Origin of the sequence: Bradyrhizobium sp. JR4.3, from assembly GCF_040547695.1 — a bacterium.
In the GTDB taxonomy this organism is placed as follows: Bacteria; Pseudomonadota; Alphaproteobacteria; order Rhizobiales; family Xanthobacteraceae; genus Bradyrhizobium; species Bradyrhizobium canariense.
Genome location: NZ_JBEPQF010000006.1, coordinates 248,912 through 275,467, shown reverse-complemented (window position 1 = coordinate 275,467; position 26,556 = coordinate 248,912). Strand labels below are relative to the sequence as shown.

22 protein-coding genes are annotated in these 26,556 nt (G+C 64.4%); 6 read left to right on the top strand and 16 right to left on the bottom strand.

The features are described 5' to 3' along the window. Positions 1 to 76: 76 nt before the first annotated feature. Positions 77 to 1,294: an MFS transporter gene (locus tag ABIB91_RS13225; protein WP_354161451.1), complete on the top strand. Its 1,218-nt coding sequence runs from the start codon at positions 77 to 79 to the stop codon at positions 1,292 to 1,294. 9 nt (positions 1,295 to 1,303) lie between these two features. On the opposite strand, the gene ABIB91_RS13220 is transcribed toward ABIB91_RS13225, so the two are convergent. The 8 genes from ABIB91_RS13220 to ABIB91_RS13185 all read right to left on the bottom strand — a co-directional run bounded on the left by ABIB91_RS13220 (position 1,304) and on the right by ABIB91_RS13185 (position 10,679). After that, positions 1,304 to 2,530: a BaiN/RdsA family NAD(P)/FAD-dependent oxidoreductase gene (locus ABIB91_RS13220; protein WP_354161539.1), complete on the bottom strand. Its 1,227-nt coding sequence runs from the start codon at positions 2,528 to 2,530 to the stop codon at positions 1,304 to 1,306. Then, positions 2,527 to 3,444 carry an SDR family NAD(P)-dependent oxidoreductase gene (locus ABIB91_RS13215; RefSeq protein WP_219683312.1) on the bottom strand — a complete coding sequence of 306 codons (918 nt, stop codon included), beginning with the start codon at positions 3,442 to 3,444 and terminating at the stop codon, positions 2,527 to 2,529. The genes ABIB91_RS13220 and ABIB91_RS13215 overlap by 4 nt, the downstream gene beginning before the upstream one ends. A gap of 290 nt (positions 3,445 to 3,734) precedes the next feature. Next, complete coding sequence (locus tag ABIB91_RS13210) at positions 3,735 to 4,214, bottom strand: MaoC family dehydratase (RefSeq protein WP_219683313.1); 480 nt, start codon at positions 4,212 to 4,214, stop codon at positions 3,735 to 3,737. Further along, the gene (locus ABIB91_RS13205) at positions 4,215 to 5,933 is read right to left on the bottom strand and encodes an AMP-binding protein (protein ID WP_354161447.1); all 1,719 of its coding nucleotides are present in this window, start codon (positions 5,931 to 5,933) and stop codon (positions 4,215 to 4,217) included. Continuing rightward, positions 5,933 to 6,823, bottom strand: a complete 891-nt coding sequence (gene mmsB / locus ABIB91_RS13200; RefSeq protein WP_354161444.1) for a 3-hydroxyisobutyrate dehydrogenase — start codon at positions 6,821 to 6,823, stop codon at positions 5,933 to 5,935. Before mmsB ends, ABIB91_RS13205 begins: the two co-directional genes overlap by 1 nt. Positions 6,824 to 6,853: 30 nt before the next feature. Further along, on the bottom strand, positions 6,854 to 7,921 hold the full coding sequence (locus ABIB91_RS13195; RefSeq protein WP_219683316.1) for an enoyl-CoA hydratase/isomerase family protein: 1,068 nt from the start codon (positions 7,919 to 7,921) through the stop codon (positions 6,854 to 6,856). Further along, positions 7,918 to 9,063: an isobutyryl-CoA dehydrogenase gene (locus tag ABIB91_RS13190; protein ID WP_354161440.1), complete on the bottom strand. Its 1,146-nt coding sequence runs from the start codon at positions 9,061 to 9,063 to the stop codon at positions 7,918 to 7,920. The genes ABIB91_RS13195 and ABIB91_RS13190 overlap by 4 nt, the downstream gene beginning before the upstream one ends. Positions 9,064 to 9,182: 119 nt before the next feature. After that, on the bottom strand, positions 9,183 to 10,679 hold the full coding sequence (locus tag ABIB91_RS13185) for a CoA-acylating methylmalonate-semialdehyde dehydrogenase (RefSeq protein ID WP_007592262.1): 1,497 nt from the start codon (positions 10,677 to 10,679) through the stop codon (positions 9,183 to 9,185). Between the two features lie 101 nt (positions 10,680 to 10,780). Here ABIB91_RS13185 and ABIB91_RS13180 point away from each other — a divergent pair, with 101 nt between their 5' ends. Further along, the gene (locus ABIB91_RS13180) at positions 10,781 to 11,695 is read left to right on the top strand and encodes a LysR family transcriptional regulator (RefSeq protein WP_354161435.1); all 915 of its coding nucleotides are present in this window, start codon (positions 10,781 to 10,783) and stop codon (positions 11,693 to 11,695) included. A 52-nt stretch (positions 11,696 to 11,747) separates the two neighbouring features. Here the strand turns inward: ABIB91_RS13180 and ABIB91_RS13175 are convergent, their stop codons facing one another. Further along, positions 11,748 to 12,371 (bottom strand): TetR/AcrR family transcriptional regulator, encoded by a 624-nt coding sequence (locus ABIB91_RS13175; RefSeq protein WP_354161432.1) that lies wholly within the window; start codon positions 12,369 to 12,371, stop codon positions 11,748 to 11,750. A gap of 59 nt (positions 12,372 to 12,430) precedes the next feature. Continuing rightward, positions 12,431 to 12,970 carry a PaaI family thioesterase gene (locus ABIB91_RS13170; RefSeq protein ID WP_354161429.1) on the bottom strand — a complete coding sequence of 180 codons (540 nt, stop codon included), beginning with the start codon at positions 12,968 to 12,970 and terminating at the stop codon, positions 12,431 to 12,433. A 148-nt stretch (positions 12,971 to 13,118) separates the two neighbouring features. Here ABIB91_RS13170 and ABIB91_RS13165 point away from each other — a divergent pair, with 148 nt between their 5' ends. The 3 genes from ABIB91_RS13165 (at position 13,119) to ABIB91_RS13155 (ending at position 16,757) form a co-directional block, all read left to right on the top strand. After that, positions 13,119 to 13,889: an enoyl-CoA hydratase gene (locus tag ABIB91_RS13165; RefSeq protein WP_354161426.1), complete on the top strand. Its 771-nt coding sequence runs from the start codon at positions 13,119 to 13,121 to the stop codon at positions 13,887 to 13,889. 265 nt (positions 13,890 to 14,154) lie between these two features. Then, the gene (locus ABIB91_RS13160) at positions 14,155 to 15,351 is read left to right on the top strand and encodes an acetyl-CoA C-acyltransferase (RefSeq protein WP_354127912.1); all 1,197 of its coding nucleotides are present in this window, start codon (positions 14,155 to 14,157) and stop codon (positions 15,349 to 15,351) included. A gap of 110 nt (positions 15,352 to 15,461) precedes the next feature. Further along, complete coding sequence (locus ABIB91_RS13155) at positions 15,462 to 16,757, top strand: MFS transporter (protein WP_354161423.1); 1,296 nt, start codon at positions 15,462 to 15,464, stop codon at positions 16,755 to 16,757. Here ABIB91_RS13155 and ABIB91_RS13150 read toward each other — a convergent pair. The 3 genes from ABIB91_RS13150 to ABIB91_RS13140 form a co-directional block, all read right to left on the bottom strand. Further along, on the bottom strand, positions 16,754 to 18,157 hold the full coding sequence (locus ABIB91_RS13150) for a carbohydrate porin (protein ID WP_354161420.1): 1,404 nt from the start codon (positions 18,155 to 18,157) through the stop codon (positions 16,754 to 16,756). The genes ABIB91_RS13155 and ABIB91_RS13150 overlap by 4 nt on opposite strands. A gap of 22 nt (positions 18,158 to 18,179) precedes the next feature. Beyond that, a complete protein-coding gene (locus ABIB91_RS13145) occupies positions 18,180 to 19,196 on the bottom strand; it encodes a transporter (protein ID WP_354161417.1) in 1,017 nt (338 codons plus the stop codon). A 109-nt stretch (positions 19,197 to 19,305) separates the two neighbouring features. Continuing rightward, on the bottom strand, positions 19,306 to 20,085 hold the full coding sequence (locus ABIB91_RS13140; RefSeq protein ID WP_354161414.1) for an acetoacetate decarboxylase: 780 nt from the start codon (positions 20,083 to 20,085) through the stop codon (positions 19,306 to 19,308). A gap of 255 nt (positions 20,086 to 20,340) precedes the next feature. Between ABIB91_RS13140 and ABIB91_RS13135 the strand changes: the two genes are divergently transcribed. Next, complete coding sequence (locus tag ABIB91_RS13135) at positions 20,341 to 21,516, top strand: patatin-like phospholipase family protein (RefSeq protein ID WP_354161411.1); 1,176 nt, start codon at positions 20,341 to 20,343, stop codon at positions 21,514 to 21,516. Between the two features lie 716 nt (positions 21,517 to 22,232). Here ABIB91_RS13135 and ABIB91_RS13130 read toward each other — a convergent pair. The 3 genes from ABIB91_RS13130 to ABIB91_RS13120 form a co-directional block, all read right to left on the bottom strand. After that, on the bottom strand, positions 22,233 to 22,796 hold the full coding sequence (locus ABIB91_RS13130; protein WP_007592281.1) for a hypothetical protein: 564 nt from the start codon (positions 22,794 to 22,796) through the stop codon (positions 22,233 to 22,235). A gap of 304 nt (positions 22,797 to 23,100) precedes the next feature. Beyond that, entirely contained in the window at positions 23,101 to 24,810 is a 1,710-nt protein-coding gene (locus tag ABIB91_RS13125; protein WP_354161408.1) for a response regulator, read from the bottom strand. Continuing rightward, positions 24,807 to 26,321, bottom strand: a complete 1,515-nt coding sequence (locus ABIB91_RS13120; RefSeq protein WP_035992861.1) for an ATPase domain-containing protein — start codon at positions 26,319 to 26,321, stop codon at positions 24,807 to 24,809. Before ABIB91_RS13120 ends, ABIB91_RS13125 begins: the two co-directional genes overlap by 4 nt. Positions 26,322 to 26,556 lie beyond the last annotated feature (235 nt).

The following is a 26,556-nucleotide window of genomic DNA, read 5'->3' as shown; positions in this document are numbered from 1 at the left end:
TCTTTATCGGCTTATTTGAATTGTAGCATATTGACCACTCCGCTTAAAGGGTCTCGCGCCACAGCTGCGAGGTCCCATGACTACCTCCGAAGCCACCAGGCCTGCCTCCCGAAACCAACTCGCCGAGCGGCCCCTGATCTGGCTCGGCGCAATCACCGCCGGTGTCGTCGTCACCAATCTGTTCGCGCCGCAGATCCTGCTCGGCCTGATCGGCCGGTCAATGTCCATGCCCGCGTGGCAGGCGGGCCTGATCAGCACGCTGACCTTGCTCGGCTACGCACTCGGCCTGCTGCTGCTCGTGCCTCTGGTCGATCTGGTCGAGAACCGGCTTGTCATCCTCCGCACGCTTGGCTGCGCCATCCTTGCCGCTCTTGCGACGGCGCTCGCGCCGACGCCCGCGCTCCTGCTGCTCGCCACCTTCATCCTGGGCGCCTGCTGCGCGGCGATCCAGATGATGGTTCCGCTTGTCGCATCGATGGTGGCGCCGGATCGCCGCGGCCAGGCCATCGGCGAGGTGATGGGCGGATTGATGATCGGCATCCTGTTGTCGCGACCTGCGGCGAGCCTGATCGCCGATCTCTGGAGCTGGCGCGCCTACTATGTCGTCTCGGCCATTCTGATGACCCTGCTTGCCTGCGCGCTCGCCCGCTACCTTCCAACCCTTCAACCGACGGGACGCGCGAGCTACGCCGACTTGCTCCTGTCCTTTCCAAGACTGCTCCGCGAAGAGCCCGTGCTCCGCGTGCGGGCCTGGACCGCATCGCTGGTCATGGCTTCCTTCACGGCGTTCTGGTCGGCGGTCGCGCTGCGGCTGCCGGAGGCGCCGTTCGACCTCGACGCCAAGGGAGTTGCCGCCTTCGCACTGATCGGCGTGGCGGGCGCCGCGGCGACACCGATGGCCGGCCGCTGGGGCGACAGGGGCCGGGCGCGGCCGATGTTCTTTGCCGCCCATCTGCTCATCATCGGGTCGCTTGCGCTCTGTACCTGGGCGAGCGTGCTTGAATCCCAGATCACCGGTCTGCTGGTCCTGAGCCTCGGCACGATCCTGCTCGACGTCGGCATCACCACCGACCAGACGTTGGGCCGTCGCGCCATCAACCTGTTGCGCCCCGAGGCCCGCGGTCGCATGAACGGCCTGTTCGTCGCGCTGTTCTTCATTGGCGGTGGCGTCGGCGCGGCGGCGGCATCGCTGGCCTGGAGTTTTGGCGGCTGGACGATGGTCTGCGCAGTGGCGGCAAGCTTCGGCGTGCTCGGCCTCCTCACGGATCTCGCAACCCGGACCGGGACGTCATGATGCGGATGGTCAGGACGACAGTTGGGCGAGCCGTCGCAACACACCCCTACCCGCCGCAGCCCCCGTCGCGAACGAGGCCTGGAGCAAATAGCCACCCGTCGGCGCCTCCCAGTCCAGCATCTCTCCGGCCGCGAACACGCCCGGCAGCTTGCGGATCATGAATTCCGAGTCGAGTTCACCGAAGGAAATCCCGCCGGCGCTGGAGATCGCGCGCGCGATTGGCGCGACGCCCGTGAGCTTGACCGGCACGGCGTTGATGAGCTCCACCAATCGCTCAGCCGACATCGCCGACAACGACTGGCCAGCACTGATGGCAGCTTCCTGCAACAGCCCGACCGCGACCGGAGACAGCTGTGCAGCCTTGCGCAGGAAATTGGAGAACGATTGCTTGCCGCGCGCGGCGGACAGGCGCTGGACGAGTTCGCCATGATGGACATCCGGCCGCAACGCGACGTGCAGGACCGCTTCGCCGTTCGCCGCAATCGCCTCGCGCAGTTCGGCCGACAACGCATAGATCGCCCCGCCTTCGATCCCGCCGGTTGTGATCATGGCCTCGCCGCGCGCGCGCTGTGGGCCGAAGGACAGCGCGATGGCCTTGAGCGGTTGGCCTTCGAAGCGCGTGCTGAAGATTTCGGACCAGGCGACGGTGAAGCCGCAGTTCGCCGGCCGCAGCGGCGAGATCGCAACGCCTTTGTCGGCGAGGATCGTCGTCCAGCCGCCATCGGAGCCTAGTCGCGGCCAGCTTGCGCCGCCGAGTGCCAGCACCGTGGCATCCGCGGCGATGGCGGCGCCGCCGCAGGGTGTGTCAAAGACCAGTTGTCCGTCTCTATCCCACCCCATCCAGCGCTGGCGAAAGGCAAAGCGGACGCCGGCCGCATCGAGGCGTCGCAGCCAGGCGCGCAGCAAGGGCGACGCCTTGAACGCTTTCGGAAACACACGCCCGCTGGAGCCGACAAAAGTCGGCTCGCCCAGCGCCTCGCTCCACGCGCGCAGCGCGTCCGGCGGAAACGCGTCGATCGCAGCCTGCAACCTCTGCGCCGCCTCGCGGTAGCGCGTGATGAACTGCGGCAGCGGTTCGCTGTGGGTGAGATTGAGCCCGCCGCGGCCGGCCATCAGGAATTTCCGGCCAGCGGACGGCATCGAATCGTAGACGGTGACGCGAGCACCACCCTGCACGAGCACTTCGGCCGCTATCAGCCCGGCAGGGCCGGCGCCGATGACGGCGACGGCTGTCAGAGTTTTACCCCGGCACGCGCAGCGGCTTGCGCCACATATTTCTGCGTCTGCTCGAAAGCCCCCTGCAGCGCCTTCGCCTTCGACATGTCGCTGATCTCGGCGAAATGCGCCGCGACCGCGTCCGGGGTCCACTCGGATTCCGGCAGGTTGATGCCTTCGCTCTCGACGATCTTGATTACCGCGAACGAGCCGGCGCCGGCGCCCATGATGGTGCGGGTCGGCGCGTCCTCGCTCAGCATGTACTCGACCGCGGGCGTGATCGCGTTCGGCTTCATCAACTGCAGCGCCTGCGGCGGCAGCAGCTCTTCCGTCATGCGGGTTGCCGCCGTCGGCGAGATGATGTTGACACGGATGTCGGTCTTGCGGCCCTCTTCCGCCAGCACGTTCATCAGGCCGACCATGCCGGACTTGGCCGCACCGTAATTGGCCTGGCCGAAATTGCCGTAGAGGCCGGAGGACGACGTCGTCAGGACGATGCGGCCATAGTTGCGATCGCGCATGCCGGCCCAGGCCGCCTTGCAGCAATAAAAGGTGCCGACGAGGTGCACGTCGAGCACCTTCTGGAAATCGGCCGCTTCCATCTTGCCGAACGACTTGTCGCGCAAAATGCCGGCATTGGCACACAAGAGGTCGACGCTGCCCCACTCCTTGGTGGCGCGCTCAACCATCGCGGTGACCTGCTCGAAATTGGAGACGTCGGCGCCGTCGGCCATGGCGATGCCGCCCGCTTTACGGATCTCCTCGACCACGGCTTCCGCCGGCGACAGCGAGCCGCCGCTGCCATCGCGCGCGCCGCCGAAATCGTTGACCACGACTTTGGCGCCGCGGCTCGCCAATCCCAGCGCATGCGCCTTGCCGAGACCATTGCCCGCGCCGGTGACGATGGCGACGCGTCCGTCGAACCTGATTGCCATGAGTGCAGTTCCTGCTTCTTCTTCCTTCTCCCCTCGTGGGAGAAGGTGGCATAGGCGGCCAACGGCCGCCGTTCCCAGTTAAAACGCCAACGCGTAGCGTTGGCTACGGCGCCGGATGAGGGGTCTCCATCGACAGCGGAGCTCGTGGAGGGATACCCCTCACCCGGCTTCGCGTTCCGCGAAGCCACCCTCTCCCGCAGGGGGAGAGGGTGAGAAGGCTTCGCGAGCGATTTGAACAGCTTTTGAGCAGCCATGGCTTGCCGGGTCAAGCCTGGCAACGACAGGCGGCGTCAGGCGAAATAGATCAATCCCAGCCACTCCGCGACAAGCGCGGGCTTGTCCTCGTCTTCGATCTCCACGGTGACGTTGGTGCGCGACTGCAATTCATTCGGCTTGCGCAGCTTGGCTTCCGCCAACACGAAACGGCCGCGAACGCGTTTTCCTGAACGCACCGGCGAGATGAAACGCAGCTTGTCGAAACCGTAGTTGACGCCCATCGTGGTGCCCGCGATGACGGGCATCACCTCGTAGGACATGATCGACAGCAGCGACATCGTCAGGAAACCGTGCGCAATGGTGGTGCCGAACGCCGTCTCCTTCTTCGCACGCTCCGGGTCGACGTGAATGAACTGATGATCCTCGATCACGTCGGCATAGGTGTCGATGCGTGGCTGATCGACCAGGTGCCATGACGACACGCCGATCTCCTTGCCGACCATGGCTTGGTAGGCCTGAAGCGTAATCGGCGGCTTCTTCCAGACTTCGTTCACTTAGGTCTCACTCCGTGTTTTCGGCAGCTCCGGAAAATCCTCTTCGCGGAATTCCCGGCCGCGCAGGGGATCGTTGCGATCGTCGTCACGCTCGAGACGTCTGAGCTGGACGCGGCGGATCTTACCCGAGATCGTCTTCGGCAGCTCCGTGACGATCTCGAGGCGGCGGATGCGCTTGAACGGCGCCAGGCGCGTGTGCAGATGCTTGAAGATGGAGAGCGCGGTTTCCGGCGAGCGCTCCGCGCCGGATGTCAGCAGCACAAAGGCCTTGGGAATCGCGAGCCGGATCGGATCCGGGCTCGGCACGACTGCGGCTTCCGCGACGAGCTCGTGCTCGAGCAACACGCTCTCAAGTTCGAACGGGCTGATGCGATAGTCGGAGGATTTGAACACGTCGTCGGACCGGCCGACGAAAGTGAGATAGCCGTCATCGTCCTCGAACACGACGTCGCCGCTGCGATAGAGCTCGCCTTCGGCGCCGGACAGCCCGCCGTTGTCGCCCTGATAGCCCTGCATCAGGCCGGCGGGACGGTTTTCGCCGAGCACCAGAGCCACCTCGCCCTCCTTGGCCGGATGACCATCGGCGTCGCTGACCCGCACGCGATAGCCCGGCAGCGGCCGGCCCATCGAGCCGATCTTGATCTTTTGCCCCGGCGAGTTGCCGGCGAGCGCCGTCGTTTCGGTCTGGCCATAACCGTCGCGAATGGTGAGGCCCCAGGCGGCCTGCACCTGGTCGATCACCTCAGGATTGAGCGGCTCGCCGGCGCCGCAGACCTCGCGCAAGGCCACCTTGAACGACGCAAGGTTCTCCTGGATGAACAGCCGCCACACCGTCGGCGGCGCGCACAGCGTGGTGACGCCGCAGCGGCCGATGGTGGCAAGCAGCCCCTTGGCGTCGAAGCGCGGCTGGTTGACCACGAACACGGTCGCGCCCGCATTCCAAGGCGCAAAGAAACAGCTCCAGGCGTGCTTGGCCCAGCCGGGCGAGGAGATGTTGAGATGGACGTCGCCGGGCTTCAGTCCGATCCAGTACATGGTCGAGAGATGGCCGACGGGATAACTGCGCTGGCTGTGCCGCACCAGTTTTGGCTTTGCGGTGGTGCCCGAGGTGAAATAGAGCAGCATCGGGTCGTCAGCGTTGGTCGGGCCGTCGGCTGCAAAGCTCTCCGACGCCTTTGCCGCCTCATCATAGGAAAGCCAGCCATCGGAGGCCTCGCCCACGACGATGCGGACGATTTCGTCGGCGCCAAGGCTTGCGAACTTCGCAACCTGGTCCTGCGCTGCCACCACCGCCTTCGCCTTGCCGCGATCGAGCCGGTCGCGCAGCTCGTCGGCGGTGAGCAGGGTCGTCGCGGGAATCACGACGACGCCGAGCTTGATCGCGGCTAGCATCGTCTCCCACAGCGGAACGACATTGCCGAGCAGCAGCAGGAGATGATCGCCGCGCTTCAAGCCCTGTGCTCGGAGGAAATTCGCGACCTGGTTGGAGCGGCGTGACAACGCCCCGAACGAGAGCTTGGTCTGCCGGTCCTGCGCGGCATCGACGATCCAAAGCGCAGGACGATCCTTGCTGTCCGCATTCGCCGCCAGCTCGGCGTCGAACCAGTCGAGTGCCCAGTTGAAGGGGACCGGATCAGGCCAGCGGAAGTCCTTGACCGCTGTCTCATAGTCCGTGCGGTTGTGAAGCAGAAGCGCGCGCGCTTCCTGAAATGTCGTCATCAAGCTTTCCCGGCTAGACTCCTAACGTGCTCGATAATTCCGGAAAAATCCACCCCGCCGTGGCCGGCTGCGTCGAATGACTGATAGATCTCCTGCGCATGCTTGCCGAGCGGGGTTGCGGCGCCCGCGGCCTTCGCCGCGTCCTGCGCCAGCGTCAGATCCTTCACCATCAGCGCCGAGGCAAAGCCCGGCTTGTAGCCGTTGTTGGCGGGCGAGGTCGGCACTGGACCGGGCACCGGGCAATAGGTCGTCAGCGACCAGCACTGGCCCGACGAGGTCGAGGCCACATCGAACAGCGCCTGGTGCGAGAGCCCGACCTTCTCGGCCAGCGCGAACGCCTCGCTCACGGCGATCATGGAAATGCCAAGGATCATGTTGTTGCAGATTTTTGCCGCCTGGCCTGCGCCGGCCCCGCCGCAATGCACGATCTTCTTGCCCATGTTCTCCAGCACGGGCTTTGCCGCTGCAAACGCGTTGTCCTCGCCGCCGCACATGAAGGTGAGCGTCGCACCCTTGGCGCCGCCGGTGCCGCCGGAGACCGGCGCGTCGACCGAAAGCACCCCGTACTTGGCCGCCAGCGCATGCGCCTGGCGCGCGCTCTCGACGTCGATAGTGGAGGAGTCGATGATCAGCGTGCCCTTGGTCATGGCGGGCACGACCTCGCCCCACACGCCGAGCACATGCTTGCCGGCCGGCAGCATGGTGACGACCACATCGGCGCCCTTCACGGCGCCCGCCGCGCTGTCGGCGATGCCGGCACCGTCGGCCTTGGCCTGGTTCCGGGAGGCCTCGGCGAGGTCGAAAGCGACGACCTTGTGGCCGGCCTTGACCAGATTGGCGGCCATGGGCCCGCCCATGTTGCCGAGACCGATGAATGCGATCGTGGCCATCTTGGTTTCCTCCGCTGAACGTTTCGTTGGTTAGTTGAACTTCAATTCGTCGGCGCCAATCTCGGCGAGATACGGCGCAAGCAGGTCCGGAGTGACATCCTCGATGCGGGGCGGCGACCAGGTCGGATTGCGATCCTTGTCGATCACGGCGGCGCGCACGCCTTCGCGAAAGTCGTCGCTGCGGAAAACTTCCAGCGCAGCGCGATATTCGCGCACCAGGCATTCTTCCAGGCTCGACGCGGTGCGCCCGAGCCGCAGCAGCTTGAGCGTCACCACCATGCCGCGCGGCGATTTTTCGTTGAGCCTCTTCAATGTCGCCAGCGCGAACTCGGAACCGTCGCGCTTCAGCGCGGCAAAAATGTCTTCCATGCGGTCGAAGCCGAACAGTGCGTCGATCGCCGGCTCCTTTGCGGCGACCGGCCCCGCGGTCTCCCCCGTCGCAAAACCGTTGATGAGCTTGCTGACATCGGCCGCGGTGACGCCCTGGCGAACCTTGGTCAGCGCGTCGCGCAACTCGGGCCATTTGGCCGCCGGTACCTCCGCATCGGCAAACCTGGCGTGGATCGCATCGGGGCCGTTCATGGTCTGGCCGGTCAGGCCAAAATAAGTGCCGATCTCGCCCGGCGAGCGTGACAACAGCCAGGTGCCGCCGACGTCGGGAAAGAAACCGAGCCCGACCTCGGGCATCGCAAGCCTGGTGCGGTCGGTGACGATGCGATGGCTCGCATGCGCCGAGAGTCCGACGCCGCCGCCCATCACAATGCCGTCCATGAAGGCGACATAGGGTTTCGGGAATTTCTTGATCCGGGCGTTGAGGATGTACTCTTCTCGCCACAGAATCTTGCCGAGATCGCCGTCGACCTTCGAGCTCTCCCAGAGCGCGCGAATGTCGCCGCCGGCACACAGGCCGCGCTCGCCGGCACCTTCCAGCACGATCACGGCAACGGCTGGATCGGCCTCAAAACGGTCGAGCGCCTTATCGATGTCGCGAAACATCTCCAGCGTCACGGCGTTGATCGCCTTGGGGCGGTTGAGCCTGACAATGCCGGCCGAGCCCTCGACCCGTGCGACCAGATCGCCCTCCTCCACTCCACTCATCGTGCGCCCTCGATCAATTTGCGCGCCACGATCAGCCGCATGATTTCATTGGTGCCTTCGAGGATCTGGTGCACGCGCAAATCGCGCACGATCTTCTCGATGCCGTATTCGCTGAGATAGCCGTATCCGCCATGAAGCTGGAGCGCCTGGTTGGCGACCTCAAAGCCGACATCGGTGCCGAAGCGTTTGGCCATCGCGCAGAGCATGGTGGCGTCGGGGTCCTTGCGATCCAGCGCGGCGGCGGCACGCCACAGGAACGTGCGTGCGGCCTCGAGTTCGATCGCCATGTCGGCGAGCTTGAATTGCAGCGCCTGGAATTCGTCGAGACGCTTGCCGAACGCTTTGCGCTCTTTCATGTAGGCGCGCGCCTTGTCCAGCGCGGTCTGCGCGCCGCCGAGCGAGCAGGCCGTGATGTTCAGACGGCCGCCGTCGAGGCCGGCCATCGCGATCTTGAAGCCGACACCCTCCTCGCTCAAGCGATTGGCGACCGGCACGCGGGCGTTCTCGAAGATCACGGCGCGGGTCGGCTGCGCGTTCCAGCCCATCTTGCGCTCGTTGGCGCCGAACGAGACGCCCGGCGTCTTGCCGTCGATCACCAGCGTCGAGATGCCGCCGGGGCCATCGCCGCCGGTGCGCACCATCGCGACCAGCAGATCGGTGCCGCCAGCGCCGGAGATGAACTGTTTCTGGCCGTTGAGGACGTAATGATCGCCGTCGCGCACGGCACGGGTGCGGAGCGCTGCCGCGTCCGAGCCGGCGCCCGGCTCGGTCAGGCAGTAGCTCGCGATCAGCTCCATGGTGCAGAGCTTGGGCAACCATTTGTGGCGCTGGGTGTCGCTGCCGTAGGCATCGATCATCCAGGACGCCATGTTATGGATGGAGATGAAGGCCGAGGTGGTCGGACAGCCCGTCGCCAGCGCCTCGAAGATCAGCGCCGCCTCGAACCGCGACATCGCGGAGCCGCCGACATCGTCGCGGATATAGATGCCGCCCATGCCAAGCGCTGCTGCCTCGCGCATCACTTCGACGGGAAAATGCTTCTCCTCGTCCCAGCGCAGCGCGAACGGCGCGATCTTTTCCGCCGCAAACGCCAATGCCATGTCGCGAACCGCGATCTGATCCTCGTTCAGAGCGAACTGCATGATGGGCTGCTCACTGTTCTCGTCATTGCGAGGAGCGAAGCGACGAAGCAATCCAATGTGTCCGAGGAGAAAGTCTGGATTGCTTCGCTACGCTCGCAATGACGGGCTGGGCTACAGCCTTACTTCATCAGCGGGATCGAGAACTCCGCGCCTTCCTTGACACCGGACGGCCAGCGCGAGGTCACCGTCTTGGTCTTGGTGTAGAAGCGGACCGAATCCGGACCGTGCTGGTTGAGATCGCCGAAGCCGGACTTCTTCCAGCCGCCGAAGGTGTAATAGGCGATCGGCACCGGGATCGGCACGTTGATGCCGACCATGCCGACATTGACCTTGGCCGCGAAGTCGCGCGCGGCATCGCCGTCGCGGGTGAAGATCGCAACGCCGTTGCCGTAATCATGCTCCGACGGCAGCGCCAGCGCTTCCTTGTAGTCATGCGCGCGCACGACGGAGAGCACGGGGCCAAAAATCTCTTCCTTGTAGATCCGCATGTCCTTGGTGACGTTGTCGAACAGCGAACCGCCGAGATAGAAGCCATTCTCGTAGCCCTGCATCTTGAAGCCGCGGCCGTCGACCGCGAGCGTCGCGCCTTCCTTGATGCCGATGTCGATATAGCCCTTGACCTTCTCGACCGCCTCGCGCGTCACCAGCGGACCGTAATCGGCGGAAGGATCGATCGAGGTGCCGATCTTGAGCGACTCGACGCGCGGGACCAGCTTTTCCATCAAGCGGTCGGCAGTGGACTTGCCGACGGGGACCGCGACGGACACGGCCATGCAGCGTTCGCCGGCCGAACCGTAACCGGCGCCGATCAGTGCGTCGACCGCCTGGTCCATGTCGGCGTCGGGCATGATGATGGCGTGGTTCTTGGCCCCGCCAAAACACTGGCAGCGCTTCCCGGTCTGGGCGGCGCGTTCGTAGATGTATTGCGCGATCGGCGTGGAGCCGACGAAGCCGACGGCCTTGATATCGGGATCGTCGAGGATGGCGTCGACCGCTTCCTTGTCGCCGTTGACGACATTGAGGATGCCGGCCGGCAGGCCCGCCTCGATCATCAGTTCCGCGAGCATCATCGGCACGCCGGGATCGCGCTCCGACGGCTTCAGGATGAAGGCGTTGCCGCAGGCAATCGCAGGCGCGAACTTCCACATCGGGATCATCGCCGGAAAATTGAATGGCGTGATGCCGGCGACGACACCGAGCGCCTGGCGCATCGAGTAGATGTCGATGCCGGGGCCGGCGCCTTCGGTGTATTCGCCCTTCATCAGATGCGGGATGCCGCAGGCGAATTCCGCCACTTCGAGGCCGCGCTGGATGTCGCCCTTGGCGTCAGGAACGGTCTTGCCATGCTCGCGGGCGAGCAGTTCGGCCAGTTTGTCGTAGTCGCGCTGCACCAGCTCAACGAACTTCATCATGACGCGGGCGCGGCGCTGCGGGTTGGTCGCAGCCCATTCCGGCTGAGCAGCGCGGGCGTTTTCCACGGCGGCGCGGACCTCGGCCTTGGACGCCAGCGCCACCTTGGCCTGGACGTCACCGGTCATCGGCTCGAAAACGTCGGCGGTGCGGCCCGAGGTGCCCTTGACCTCCTTGCCACCAATGAAATGTCCGACTGAACGCATGGAACGGTCTCCTTAAGGCGAGCTTGAACGCTTTGACAAATCCTATCGACCTGCATTTTATAGGATTCAAGTCTGAGATAATGCACCATAGATGTGCGAAAATGCTGGATCAAGGCGCTATCGACTGGGATGACTTCCGCTTCGTGCTGGCCATCGTGCGGGGCGGCTCGGTTTCGGCTGCGGCAAAGCAGCTCGGCGTGGACCATGCTACCGTGATCCGCCGCGTGGACCGGCTAGAAAAGCACCTCTCGGCCAAGCTGTTTGACCGGCGCAAGACCGGCTACTTGCTGACAGAGTCGGGCCAGCGCGTCGCCGACAGCGCGGAAGCCATGGAATCGACCATCGTCGCCAACCAGGAGCAGGTCGGTGGCTCGGTGGCGCGGCTGACCGGCACGGTGCGGATCGGCGCCCCCGACGGCTTCGGGACCGCCTTCCTGGCGCCGCGGCTCGCTCAGTTCGCCGACCGGTATCCCGACCTCGATTTGCAGCTGGTCGCGACCGCACGGCTGTTCAGCCTCTCCAAGCGCGAGGCCGATATCGCCATCAGCCTGACCATGCCGAAGGAAGGCCGCATCGTCGGCCGCAAGCTGCTCGACTACCGCCTCGGACTCTATGCCGCGCCCGCCTATCTCGACCGCTTCCCGAAAATCACCTCGCGCGAGGTCCTGCCGCAGCATCGCTTCGTCGGCTATATCGAGGAGCTGTTGTTCACGCCCGAGCTCGACTATCTGCCGCAGGTGTCGACCAAGATCTCCGCACGCTTGCGTAGCGCCAATCTGATCGCGCAACTCAACGCCACGCTCGCCGGTTTCGGTATTGCGGTGCTGCCGCACTTCATGGCGGCCGACTATCCGAAGCTGATTGCGGTGCTGGCGGAAGAGGTCTCGATCACCCGCACCTTTTGGATGCTGATGCACGCCGACAGCAAGGACCTGGCGCGGATCCGCGCGGTGGCGGATTATATTTCCGAGATTGTGGAGCGCGAGCGGACGTTGTTTGCGGGGCGGACTTCGTAGGGTGGGTTACGCCTTCGGCTAACCCACCCTACACATTCAACGGCACCTCGGCCTAACTCTGCTTCGGCTTCTTCGCAACCGCAGCAGCCTTCGGCTCACGCCGCGCGCCGTCCAGCGCACTGTCCTTGCCAGTCTTCAGCACCTCGTCCGACAGCTCGCTCGACCCGGCGATGCGCGCCAGCAACATGGTGCCGGCCATGGTCGCCAGGGTCGCGATCGCCTGCTTGCGCGCAGCCTTGCGCGGCAGATTCGGGATGAAGTCCGTGATCATCTCGATCATTTCGTCGAGCTTGCCGGCAAAGGCCTTTCGCGTCTTCGGGCTCTCCCGGGCGATCTCGGCGCCGAGCGCGGGGATCGAGCAGCCGTGACCGGGGTTGTCGCGATGCACCGTGGAGAGATAGGTCTCGACGATCTGATTGAGCTGCTTCTCCGGCGCGACCTGATCGGACTGCTTGCGCCAGTGCTCCATCGAGCGATCCATGGCGTAGTCGAACGCCTCGATCACCAGCGCCTCGCGGGAATTGAAATGGGCATAGAAGCCGCCATGGGTCAGGCCCGCCTCCTTCATGAGGTCGGCGACACCGATGCCGTGGGCACCCTTTTCGCGCAGCCGCACGGAAGCCTTCTTCACGATGCGGTCGTGGGTTTCCTGCTTGTGTTCCCGGGAATAGCGCATGCGGATCTCATTGAATGTCGGAGGTCATCTAATAACACGGATATCGGTCGGACGGCGCATTAATTCCCGGTAAAATTGTTGCCGATCATGGAAAAGGTCGCCGTTGCGTGCACCGCAAGCGCCCCCTTACCGTCGCGGACGAAGCCCTCGGCGTAGCTGGTCTGGCGTCCCAGCTTGATCACCTTGCCTTCGGCGGCGATCAGCCCCGACCGAACCGAAAGCGGACGCAGGAAGGTCATTTTTAGATCGAGGGTGACGGAGCCCTGCCCGGGCTCCAGCCGGGTCGAGATCGCACACCCCATGGCGGTGTCGATCAGCGCGGCGGCTGTGGCTCCGTGCAGGAGCCCGATGGTGTTTTCGAGATCCTCGCGCGGCTCGAGTTCCATGACGATCCGGCCCGGCTCGACCACGGCCATGACGAAGCCGATCAACTTGGCAAAGGGTGGCGGCGGCAGCCTTCCGTCGCGGATGCCCAGCATCGCATCCATGCCTGACAGGCCCATCGCCACTTTCGCAACCGGCGCAGGCACCTGCCACTCCACCACACGCTCGCGCCGCTGCGCGGGCGAAAACAGGTCGAGTTGATCGACGTTGGTCATCGCGGCCTCTTTGTATGATTTTCATCATACTATGCTGCGGACTTCGCGCTGGCAACTCCCTCCCGCCCGCTTGACAAGCATGCGTTTCGGCCCGGAAGTGTGATCCGACCGGCGTATTCGCACGTCCACGAAACCCAGAGATCCCCTCATGGAAATGCTCAACCACCACTGCGGCGCGACGCGCGATGCGCGCGGCGTGGTTCATGTCACGATCTGCAACGCCGGCTCGCTGAACATCTTGGGCTCGCCCGTCACCGATGCGGTGCGCGAAGGCTTGCAGCAGCTCTCGTCCGACCGCAGCATCCGGGTTGCGGTGCTGCGCGGCCAGAGCGAGAAGAGCATGATCGGCGGCGCCGACATCAAGGAGATGGCCAGGCTCGACCAGAAGTCCGCCGAAGCCTTCATCAGCCGCCTGCGCGACCTCTGCGAGGCCGTGCGCGCCTTCCCGGCTCCCATGATCGCGCGCATGCCCGGCTGGTGCCTCGGCGGCGGGCTCGAAGTCGCTGCCGCCTGCGATTTCCGGATCGCAGCCCATGATGCGCATTTCGGCATGCCGGAGGTGCGCGTCGGCATTCCCTCAGTGATCCATGCCGCGCTGCTGCCGCGTCTGATCGGCTGGGCCCGCGCGCGCTGGCTGGTGATGACCGCTGAGAACATCGACGCGGCGACGGCTCTGGCGTGGGGACTGGTCGACAAGGTCGCGCCGGAGGGCGGGCTCGATGCCGAGGTCGAGCACCTCGTGAAGGCCCTTCTCGAATGCGGCCCCGAGGCGCTGCGCTCGCAGAAAGCACTACTGCGACAATGGGAGGAGCTGCCGCTGACGGAATCGGTGAATTTGAGCGTCAAGGTGTTCGGCGAGTCGTTCCTGACGGACGAGCCGACGCGACTGATGGGCGCGTTCGTGAATCGGAAGCGGTAGGGCCATCAGCAACGATGTCATGCCCCGCGAAGGCGGGGCATCCAGTACGCCGCGCGCCATCGGTTCAGTCACAACTGCCTCGGCGTACTGGATCGCCCGCCTGCGCGGGGCATGACAGCAAGTTGTGGGACAACCTCGTCCGATCGAACGAGCAAATCTCATCTGAGCCACGACAATTTCTCATGCCGGACGCGGTTGCATTTTTTGCGCCGCATCATATGATGATCATAATCTTACATACCCGACATCATAGGGAGTCTCCACCATGGCCGAAGCCGCCGATCCCGTCGTCATCGTCTCCGCCGTCCGTAGCCCGCTCGGCCGCTTCATGGGCGAGCTGTCGCCGCTCCCCGCGCACAAGCTCGGATCGCACGTGATCGGCGCGGCACTCGAGCGTGCCAAGCTTGCGCCGGAGAAGGTCGACGAGGTCTTCATGGGCTGCGTCCTTCCCGCGGGCCAAGGCCAGGCCCCGGCGCGCCAGGCTGCGCGTGCCGCCGGCTTGCCCGACGCCACCGGGGCCACCACCGTCAACAAGGTCTGCGGCTCCGGCATGAAAGCGACCATGCTGGCGCACGACATCATTCGCGCCGGCTCGGCCGAGATCGTCGTCTCCGGCGGCATGGAAAGCATGAGCAATGCGCCGTATCTGCTCGCCAAGGCGCGCGGCGGCTACCGCGCCGGCCACGACCGCATCATCGACCACATGATGATGGACGGCCTCGAAGACGCCTACGAGACCGGCCGCTCCATGGGCGATTTCGGCGAGGCTACCGCCGAAGCCTATCAGTTCACCCGCAAGGACCAGGACGCCTATGCGATGGAAACATTGGGCCGCGCGCGCAAGGCGGTCGAGGGCGGCGCGTTCAAGGCCGAGATTGCGCCGATCACGCTGAGCGAGAAGGCAGGTCCCCGCATCGTTGCCAATGACGAGCATCCGCTGAAGGTCGATCCCGCAAAGATCCCGGGGCTAAAGCCGGCGTTCCGCGCCAACGGCACCATCACGCCGGCGGCCTCCTCCGCCAACGCCGACGGCGCCGCCGCGCTGGTGCTGACGAAGCGCTCGCTCGCCGATCGCAGCGGCCTGCCGGCTCTCGCCGAGATCAAGGGCCACGCCACCCACAGCCAGGAGCCGCAATGGTTCACCACGGCGCCGATCCCGGCGATCCGCAAGCTGCTCGACAAGATCGGCTGGAGCGCCGGCGATGTCGATCTGTTCGAGATCAACGAAGCCTTCGCCGTGGTGGCGATGGCGGCCCAGCGCGATCTCGGCATTCCCCGCGACAAGCTCAACATCAACGGCGGCGCCTGCGCGCTCGGCCATCCCATCGGCGCCACCGGCGCACGGCTGATCGTGACGCTGCTGCATGCGCTCGAGGCGCGAAACCTCAAGCGCGGCGTGGCGGCGCTCTGCATCGGCGGCGGCGAAGCCACCGCGATCGCGGTGGAGCGCCTGACGCACTGACGTGAAAGTCCGGAAATGAGGGAACTCCGTCATTTCAGACAGACGGGTCCCGTGCCATCCTGCAAACTCGCGCAGGTGTTTCAAATCCTGCCCATCAAGATTGAGGCCCAATGATCTCGAACTGGCTCGCGGCAACGCTCGGCCGCCGCAATATCCACTACGGCTGGGTGATGGTCGGCGTGACCTTCCTCACCGCGCTGATCAGCGCCGGCACGGTCGGCGCGCCCGGCGTGTTCATCGTTCCGCTTCAGAAAGAGTTCGGCTGGAGCACGGCGGAGATCTCCTCGGCGCTGTCGATCCGCTTCATCCTGTTCGGACTGATGGCGCCGTTCGCGGCTGCCCTGCTCAACCGCTACGGCCTGCGCAACGTCACCCTGACCGCACAGCTCATCGTGGTCTCGGCGCTGGTGCTCTCGCTCGGCATGACAGAGGTCTGGCAGCTCGTCGCGCTGTGGGGCGTCGTGATCGGGATCGGCACCGGCATGACTGCGCTGGTGCTGGGCGCCACCATCGCGACGCGCTGGTTCGCGGCGCGGCGCGGCCTCGTCGTCGGCATCATGACCGCGAGCGTCGCCACCGGTCAGCTCGTGTTCCTGCCGCTGCTGGCAAGCCTGACCGAACGTTTCGGCTGGCGGCTTGCGCTCGGTTTTGTTTGCATCGCGCTCGGTGTTTCTGCCCTGGCGGTCCTGCTCGCGATGCGCGACCGTCCGAGCGATCTGGGCCTGCGCCCGTTTGGCGACGAAGGCACCACACCCCTGCCCGCGCCGCCCGTCAGCCATGGCTCGATCACCGGCGTTGCACTCGGCACGCTGCGCGACGCCTCGAAGAGCAGCGCGTTCTGGGTCCTGTTTGCGACGTTCTTCGTCTGCGGTGCATCCACCAATGGCCTGGTGCAGGTGCATCTGATTCCGATGTGCCTCGATTTCGGCATCCCGCAGGTGCAGGCCGCGGGCTTGCTGGCCGCGATGGGCATCTTCGACTTCTTCGGCACCATCATGTCGGGCTGGCTGTCGGACCGCTACGACAACCGCTATTTGCTGTTCTGGTATTACGGCCTGCGCGGGCTCTCGCTGATCTTCCTCCCCTTCAGCGATTTCTCGTTCTATGGGCTCTCGATCTTCGCGATGTTCTATGGGCTCGACTGGATCGCAACCGTACCGCCCACGGTGCGCCTCACCGCGCAGAAATTTGGGCCCGAGCGCGCCAATCTGGTGTTCGGCTGGATCTTTGCCGGCCACCAGCTCGGTGCAGGCACCGCCGCCTTCGGGGCCGGTTTCTCGCGGACGGTCTATCAGAGCTACCTGCCCGCCTTCTTCATCGCCGGCGCGCTCTGCGTGTTCGCCTCGCTGATCGTGCTGACGCTCTCGCGACAACCGAAGCCAAAGCCGCAAGCCGCGATGGCTTAGTACCTGATCGTGGTGGTGACGCCGAAGACCGCGGCGTCACCAATCCGCGCAACACCGCTCGGGTCGTCCGGATTCGGGATGCCGCCCGAGGGACGGAACACATATTGGAAGTACGGCGCGATCAGCCAGCCCGGCTTGATGTGCGCCTCATAGATCATCTCGATCAGGGTCTCGTTGCTGCGCACTGGGCTCTGGATGCCCGTGAAGAATTGGGTATCGACGTCGAGGTTGCGCGCGGAGTTCGAGATGCGCATGTAGGCCGCCGCCACGCCGACGCGATCGAGCGGACGACCGGATACGAAGCCGACAAAGCCGATGCCGCCGTCGAGATAGAGATCGATCAGGTTGCGGTCCGGCGGGCTGTAGGCGATGCGGCCGAACGCGGTGACACCCGGGATCGAGGCCGAAGTGGTGCTCTCCCTGACCTCCGGCGGCCGGTACAGCACCTGCTCGATCACCGCGAAGATACCGTAATTGCCGCGAAGCTTTGCCGGAATGCCGCTGCCGTCGGGATCGGCGATCGACCGCCCATCCGTGGCGAAGCGCTGACTGTCGAACGAGCCATAATGCTTCCAGGCGCCCGGCGTAAAATTGCCGGCGAGCGAACGGCCGCCGATATCGAGGTCGTAGTTGAAGCGGACCTGCCCGATCACCCAAGGCGGGTCGTTGACGCGGAAGGCAAGACCATGATGGTCGCGCAGCTGCGGATCCTGATTGCCCGGGCCTGACGGATCGCCATTGAACACTGCGCCGAACAGGGTGACCTGGTCCGACAGCGCGGCCTTGATGCGAATGCCGGGGACCGCGATCGGCGGCGCCGGGCCGCCGGCCGGGAGGTTCGAGGCCTTGATCGCGGGCCAGCCGAAGGTGCCGTTGATGAAGAGATCGTCGGTCTGGCTGTCGAAAAACTCGACATCGGCGGCCTGCTGGCCGGCCCTGATGTTCAAGCGGTCGTTGAAGAAGCTCTGCTCGAAATAGGCATTGTAGAGCCGCTGGTCCGGCAACGCCTCGATCTCGCTGATGGTCGCGAGATTCATGATGCAGTTGCGACTGAGGCCTCGCCCGTAGATCACGAACGCGTTGGCGTAGAAGCGGCCGCCGCTCCAGCCGACCAGCTTGTCGAGATCGGCATCGACCGAAAGATCGAGCCGGCCGAAATGGATAGCGCCGCGCCTAACGCCGCCGGACAAATTGCCAATGTTGTCGGCGATGTAGGCGGCGCCGAAATTCAGGCCCTTGTTGGCGAGGCCGTCATGCCACTCGTTGAACCATTTTGGAGCTAGCCACTCCGCCGCGTTCTCGTCCTTGGCGCCGGCCAGCGCGCTGGTGCTCGCGATCGTCCAGGCCAGCACAATCGCGGCCGCATTTCGCAGCGGAAATAGATGTGCGGTCCCGATCACGGCTGATACCGACCGGCGTGCTTTACTTGAAGATACCGGTACGCCGCATGAAGAGATAGGCCGCGCCGACTGACGAGGCCATCAGGAGAGCCGCCCAGAAAAATCCACTCTCGACCTCGGTCAGAGGCAGGCCCTTGGTGTTCATGCCGAAAATGCCGGTGATCAGCGTCGGCGGAAGCAGCAGCGAGGTCACGATCGAGAGCGTGTGGAGGTGGTTGTTGCTTTGCTCCTCGTTCTTGAAGCGCAGCTCCTCCTCGAGCAGGCGGCTGCGTTCGCGCAGCTCCACGATGTCGTGGTCGAGGCCGTCCAGCCGCTGCGCCAGCTTGCCGGCCTGGATACGCAGGTCCGGCGAAAGGTGGTCGGTGTTCTTCTGGTCGAGGCGATGGAACAGCGTACGCAGGCCGGTGAGCTGGCGATGCAGCCTGACGCAGGTCCGGCGCAGCCGGCCAAGATTGCGGCGCATCTCCGGCTTGGCCTCGTCGGCCAGAATCCGCTCCTCGATCTCGTCGATCTCCTGACCGAGCTTATCGGCCATCCTATCAAGCGTGTCGGCGACCTCATCGACGATCTTTTCGAGGAGATGGGCGACGTTGTCGACGCGGTAGCCGCCTTCGAGCACCCGGCGTGTCGCATCCGCCGAGCACAGCGCCTGATGGCGGCCGCTGATCAGGAGCCGCTCGGTCATGGCGAAGCGCAGGAACGCGGTCTCCTCCGTCGCGCTGCCGATGTCGCGCACGAGGTCGGAGAACACGCCGTAGACGCAGTGGTCGATGACGTGAAGCTGCTGGAAGGTGTCGTTGGACAGCAAGAGCTCGCGCGCGAGCGGCGGCAGCTGTGACGCGGCGATCCACGGCCGTGCGCGCGTGTCCGTGAGGTTGAAATGCAGCCAGAGCCGGCCGTCATGACTGAACTCGATCGGCTGGTCGATCGGCAGCGCCTCGGCGCCGCCGTCGCTGTGGAGGCGGAATGCCCACACCAGGCCGGGAATGCAAGGCACGGAATCCGATATCGCGCTGACAAGCTTAGCCGGCTCGGCCATACCAACTCCCACCGTCAACGAATGCCCCGCTCCGGAAGATGGCTGACGGCATCTTCCGGACCTTCGCGGGTACTCAATTACGGCATTGTTACAGTTTGATGATGACGCCCTACTCGGCGGCCAGCCCGGTAGTGGCCAACTCGGCTTCCCTGATGTAGTCGTGCACGACGCGGCCGAACGGCAGCGTCAGGTCGGCGATGTAATGATGCGCGCCGAGGCAGCGGCGGACCGGGAAATCGGCGACGGGCGCATTGACATGCGGCACCAGATGCAGCCGGCCGGGCCCCATCCAGGAGCCCTTCGGCACGATGTCGATGAGGTTGATCGCGACCAGTTGGCAGATCTCGAGGCGGCCGTCGACGCCGGGGATCATCTTCAGATTGATCTGCGTTTTCGACAGCGTCGCCCGGGTCAGATCGCCGTTGCCGGCCATGCTCTCGTGCTTGTAGCCCATCGTGCCCATGGCGACGAGTTGGCCGGCATATTCCAGCGTGCCCGTCAGCGTGTCTTTGACGATCTCGAGTTTGGGATGAGCGTATTTCTTGGGAAAGCCCCATATCTCGCGGCCGGCGGCGATCGGCGGATCATCGTCCAGATACATCTGCGAGACGAAGTTGACCTCCTCGCCGTGCAAGCGCGCGGGGATGACGAGGCCGGACTCGGTGTAGCTGCCGAAGCCGGAGGAGTCCGGCATTCTGATCCATTCGTAGTGCACGACCGGCTGGTCAATCGGCTCCAGCGGCTCCGGCAAGCCGGCGCGGATCAGGTTCGGATCGGTCTCGTAGGTGATGACGAGGAATTCGCGGTCAACAAAGCGATAGGGCCCGGCCGGATAGCTCGGCCCGGCCGCCGGCATGGACGGAAGTCTCAGCAGCTCTTCCCTGCGCATCGCTGGTCTCCTCTAGTGGCGCTCACGTGATGCCCGCCCGGCAGCGTCAGGCGGCGATGCAGATTGCTAGCCGCCGTCATTGACTTCGATGTGAAGGATTTCCGTCAGCCGCACGACCGCAGCCATTCCCAAGGCGGTCATGGTGCATGCAAGCGATGCATCGGCGCCAGAATGTCATCACGCCGTCACCGCCCGACGCAATCGTTTGGCCTCTGTCATTGAAGCATGATCTCCATGCTTGCCAGGAGGCACACCATGGACGCCCGAACGTCGCAACCGGCTCATCAGACGCATCAGCCTCCCGCACGAGGCTGGCGGCCCGAGCGCTGCGACCGCGTTGCGCTGGTGCTGCAAGGTGGCGGCGCGCTCGGCGCGTACCAGGCCGGCGTCTACCAGGCGCTGCACGAGGCCGGCATCGAGCCCGACTGGGTCTGTGGCGTCTCGATCGGCGCGATCAACTCCGCCATCATCGCGGGCAACAAGCCGGAGAAGCGGCTCGAGGCGCTGCGCATCTTCTGGGAGCGCATCACCAACCGCAAGATCTGGCACTACACGCCTGACGGAGACATCTTCCGCCAGTGGCGCAATCTCACCAGCGCGTGGATGACGTCGGCGATGGGCCAACCGGGCTTCTTCAGCCCGCATCAGGTCAATCCCTGGCTGAGCCCGGTCGGCGCCCGGACCGCCACCAGCTATTACGACACGATGCCGCTGAAAGAGAGCCTGCTCGAGCTCGTCGACTTCGACCTCATCAACGAGAAGAAGGTTCGCTTCGCGGTGGGCGCCGTGAACGTGCTCTCCGGCAATTTCATCTATTTCGACAATTCCCACGACGAGATCGAGCCGGAGCACATCATGGCTTCCGGCGCCCTGCCGCCGGCACTGCCGATGGTGCGGATCGGCACCGATCATTTCTGGGACGGCGGCATCGTCTCCAACACGCCGCTTCAGCACCTGCTCGACCAGGAAGACGCGCTCAATTCGCTGGTGTTCCAGGTCGACCTGTTCAGCGCACGCGGCGTGCTGCCGCGCTCGATCCAGGACGTGATGGCCCGCCACAAGGACATCATGTATTCCTCGCGCACCCGCCACAACACCGACGTCTACCGCCGCACCCACAACCTCAAGGTCCTGCTCTACAAGGCCTTGGCCAAGCTGCCCGACGAGCAGCTCTCCGAGGAGGAGCGCAAACTCAAGTCGAGCCTGCGCCACATGCCTGAGATCGCGATCCTGCATCTGATCTACCAGCAGAAGGCCTATGAGGGCGACGCCAAGGACCACGAATTCTCGGGCACCTCGATGCGCGAGCACTGGACCTCCGGCTACGAAGACACCAAGCGCACCCTCAAGCGCCGCGACTGGATCAAGATGCCCGACGAAGGCATGGGCCTCGTGGTGCACGACGTGCACCGGGAGACGGAGAGCGCGTAGCTCTATCGTCCCGTCGCGATCACCCAATTCCCGTTCCCGGCTTGCAGGCACACTTTCGCATTCTCGCGGCTCATTTTGCCCGAGCTTTGCTCTAGTCTTAGCACCCTCTCGAAAGAAAGGGCGCAGGGAAGGCCGGGCGCCGGCTGGCACCCGTAGTCCCGTGTGCGAGCAAGACGCGCACGGGGTGGACGACAGGTGACGCCGGCAACCGGCCTTCCCTGCGCGAATGGTTTTACGGCTTATGACGCGCTCTCCCCGGGGAGCGATGCACTATTGCCCCCGTCGCCTTGCGGATGGCTGATGTGCTGACCCGGTTGGGCAGAGCATCACCACAAGACTTGACGCACAGACCCCGGGCGTCAGGACCACACGATTTTGCCGTCCGCGCACCTCCCCGCCCCTGTCCTCGATGCCTGGCGTGCGCTCGCCATCGAGACCGAACGAGGAGGCTGTCAGCGCCGTGTCGTACCGCGTGTGCAGCTGCTCACGGGAAAACCCGCCCTGCAGCCTGCCCAGCGCGTCGACGCAGTCGCGGCCACCGCCTCCCGGCCCACGTCTCGTGACGATCGCGAAACGCCCTTGTAGCAGGCTGGGATGCGCGCAAACTACGCCTTATCCGAACTTCTGTAAATACGAATATTACTTCAGTGCGGGGTTGACAAGGTGTTTCGCGCGATGGCGCACCAGGTCTCGTGACGCACCTGTCGCCCGGCGTCTCAAGCGACCGAACCGCCGCGCGGGTTGACGATCGTGTAGCCACGCAATGAACGCGCATGCATTCGCGTCGCGTGTCCGCCCGAGTTGGCGTCGTAAGCCAGCCAGGTATCCCCGCTTAGGTGTTGCTCGAGGACGAACACATGTCCGTGTCGGGCTGCGACCATTCCCGGTGCGGGTGATGTCCGCGGGAAGCGCAGCCAGTTCGACGCAAGATTCAATTCCGGCACGATACGGCCGAACACGCGCAGAGCAGCCCCGCAGCCGCAGAAGGAGGAAGGGCAACCTGCGGGACGACTACCGACGATGCGACCGCCCGAGAGGCTCGCCGTCGCGGCGCCGCCTGCGTCGGCCGCTGTCAGTTGCGTCGCGCGATAGGATTGGAGTGAGGACCTGGGAGTTAGGAACGACCTGGAAGTCCTCTCACGGCGCGTTTGCGAATACGAGAAGTCGCAGGGCATCGTGACGTTGCATTCGGCTGCTTGATGAATGCGATAGGGCCGTGCTTCAGAAGCGACGAAACTAAAGGCAACGACGAGACACGCGGAAAGAACCGACTTGAACATTGCAGGGCTCCTAGCTGAAGGTCCCTGCCCCTGCAAAGAAACCAATAACAGTTTGGCTGAAATGGTCTCAAATAGCGACTGAAAGTGGCTGCATTTGCGGGCCGATTTTGGCAATCATCACAGCCCAAGCGTAGCGGCGGAAATGTCTAACTCGCAGAGAACGAATGCGTGTCTTCGCAACCGAGAGGCGACCGCGTTGCATTCGTGCGTCGCATTGTTGTACGCCGCGGCACGATGGCCGAGCGCACAATTGCGGAGGGGCGCCCGCAAGCCTTAGCCCCGCCGTTGATTGTCGCGCGAATGGTCAGCCCCGAGTCTTCGCTAAGGCAGATCCTGCGGTTGTCGCAAAGTCCAACTTTGCAGCGCTGAGCGCTGCGGCGAGCTCGTCGATGTGGTAGGGCTTCGACAGGATCCGGATGCCGGCCATTTCGGCGTCGTGAACCGCGGCTTCGGCGTATCCGCTCGTCAGCAGGACCGGGATGTCGCTTCGCCTTCTCTTGATCTCGGACGCGAGTTCGACACCGTTCATGCCGCCCGGCATCATGATATCGGAAAACACCAGATCGACGGAGCGGCCGTCCGCTAGGGCACCGAGAGCCGCCGCGGCACTGGCCGCGCGCGTGACCTGGTAACCGAGCTGCGCAAGCATCTCGCTGACCAGCGCGGCGACCTCGTCGTCGTCTTCGACGAGAAGAACCCGGCCATGATTAGCCCTCTTGGGACGCGCCCTGTTCAGGTCGATGAGATGCCGTTCACCCGAGGGGACATTCCTGGATCGCGGCAAATAGAGCTCAATGCTGGTGCCCTCGTCGACGATCGATTTTATTCGAACCATTCCGCGTGACTGCGTCGCAAATCCGTGGACCTGAGCAAGCCCCAGGCCTGAGCCTTTACCGACGTCCTTGGTCGTGAAGAACGGTTCGAAGACCCGCGCCAGGATCTCGGGGCTCATTCCAACGCCCCTGTCGACCACGGACAGGCGAACGTAATCGCCCGCGATCTCGTCCTCGGCCAGGCCGGCCAAGTTCTCGCCGCGGACAACGATCGTGCCACCGTTCGGCATCGCATCGCGGGCGTTGACCGCCAGATTGAGAATGACCAGTTCGAGCTCCCCCGGATCGACCTCAACCGGCCAAAGCCCCTCTGGAAAATCGAACTCGACGTGAACGTCGCCTCTCAGGCTCCGATCGAGCAATTCGCGCATGCCGCCGATCTGCGCTGGGATGTCGACGGCCTCGGGCCGGAGCTTCTGCCGCCGTGAAAAAGCCAGAAGCTGCCTGGTCAGGCCCGCACCACGCTGCGCCGCCTGAACCATTCCTTCCAACAGACGACGCCGCCGATCAGGATCTGTCTGCCGGTCGAGCATGTCCAATCCGCCGGAGATCACCATCAGCAGATTATTGAAGTCGTGAGCTACTCCGCCGGTCAATTGTCCGATGGCTTCGATCTTCTGGGCCTGACGGAGGGTCTCCTCGACGCGGGCGCGCTCTTCCATTTCGGCCCGCAGATGCTTGTTGGCCTCCTCGAGGGCACGGGTGCGCTCGACCACGAGCTTCTCGAGCTCCTGGGCCGTCCGCTCGCGCGCCTGCAGCAAGGTTCGAATTTCATATTGCCGCCGGCGGGCCCGCATTGCGGATTGAATTGCGCTCGTCAGCGTGATCGGCTGAACCGGGCGCTCGAGCAGCGACACGTTGCGGAGCGTCTCGACGATGCTGCGGCGCCAGGCAACCACCGCCGGCTGCTCGCGGTGGCTGGTGAGAATGACAAAGGGCAGGTCGGACCAGGGCGGCTGCCGCTCGATCCAATGTGCCAGCGGCTGGGTATCCTTTCCGAACAGGCCCTCCTCGGCGAGAAGCACCGCGCCCACGCCCGCCGACATCTCGCTGACCAGTTCAGGCAGACCACGACAATTGATTGCCAGGAGATTCGAATTACGGAAAAGCTCGACCGATGCCGGTCCATCGCGGCCGATCGGAGCAAACACGAGGACGCAATGATCGCGGTCGGCGCTCATTCCGACAGCCCTTCCGGCATCTCCGTGCCCGAGTAACGTGGATTCCCGGAAAAGATGCCGCTGAACCCGCTCAGCGGAGGACCTACCGTGATGCCGGCACTGCCAAGACGAAACTCGCGGATGGAATTTTCATGATTGCCGCTGCGCTTCTTCACGACCGAGAGGGCCCGCCGCACCGCTCCGCCGACTTCGAAATAGCGCAGCATGAGCACGGCATCGCTCAAATAGCTGATATCGAGAGCCGTCTCCATCGGACCGACCAGCCCATGCTGAGCGAGGATCAGGACGGTCAGCACGCCTTTCTGCCCGAGATAGCTCAGCAGCTCGTGCATCTGGAGGATGAGAAATCGCTCATCCGGCATTGCGTTGAGGTAGCCGTTCAGACTGTCGATGATAACAATTCGGGCGTTATCCTTTTCGACGCTGTTGCGCACATTGGCGGCGAATTCGCCGGGCGACATCTCGGCGGGATCGATTTGCTTAAATCGGATGAGTCCCGATTGCAGATGGCTTTCAAGGGGCAGGCCCAGCGTTCGAGCCCGGGCCTCCACCGTACCGCGACCTTCATCGAAGGCAAAGAACACCGCATGCTCACCGCGATCTGCCGCTGCGATCGCATAGGTCAGCGCGAGAGAAGACTTGCCGACACCGGCGGCGCCCAAGAGCAGCGCACTGGTGCCGCGCTCGAGCCCTCCTCCAAGGAGTTGATCGAGTTGCGCATTGCCGCTGGGCGTCAACTCACCAATAAACGAGGTGTGATGTTCCGCTGCCACCAGGCGGGGGAATATCCGCACCCCTCCCGCTTCGATCGTGAAATCGTGGAAGCCGCCGCGAAATCGAATGCCGCGCATCTTGATCACCCGAAGCCGCCGGCGCTCTGCGCCATAATCAATGGCGAGCTGTTCGAGCATCACCACGCCATGCGCGATGGAATGGAGCTGCAGATCGTCCTGGGAGGACGAGAGATCGTCGAGGAGAATGACCGTGCAATTGCGGTTGGTGAAAAAGTGCTTCAGGGCCAGAACCTGGCGCCGGTACCTCAGCGGATTCTGCGCAAGGAGGCGCAGCTCTGACAGGCTGTCCAGCACCACGCGCGCGGGATTGATCCGTTCGACCTCCTTGAATATCAGGCCCGTGGTTTCGCTCAGCTCCATTTCGGCGGGGTGGAAGACGGTAAGCTCGCGCTCCGGATCGAGCGTCGTCTCCGGCGGCACCAGTTCGAAGATGTCGACGCCTTGCAGCGACCAGCCGTGCCGCTGTGCAACCAGCGTCAACTCACGCTTGGTTTCCGACAAGGAGATATAGAGCACGCGTTCACCGCAGCGGGCGCCCTCGAGAAGGAATTGCAGCGCCATTGTGGTCTTGCCCGAGCCGGGCCGGCCCTCGTAGAGGTACATGCGATTGGGATCGAGCCCGCCGTAGAGGATATCGTCGAGACCGTCACTGCCGGTCGAAATCCTGGGCAACTCTCCGGGCTCGCTGGTTTGCGCCCGGCTCGATGAATTGATCATTGAACCCCCGTGAAGCTCCGTCGCCGAAAATGCGCTCCGGCCCCGAGATGGGACGCGCGATCAGCGGCCCTGTCTCAGCCGTAAGACGAAATCTGGCAAAGAACGCCCAAGCCGGGTTCCAAGTTCCGCCTCCCGGGCGCATGTCCGCCAGACCGTCGGCCGCGGAACCCTTCTCGCCCACCATTTCAGCTATTGCGGTCCGACTAGCGGTCCTGGAGGGTCAGCATCGACAAGG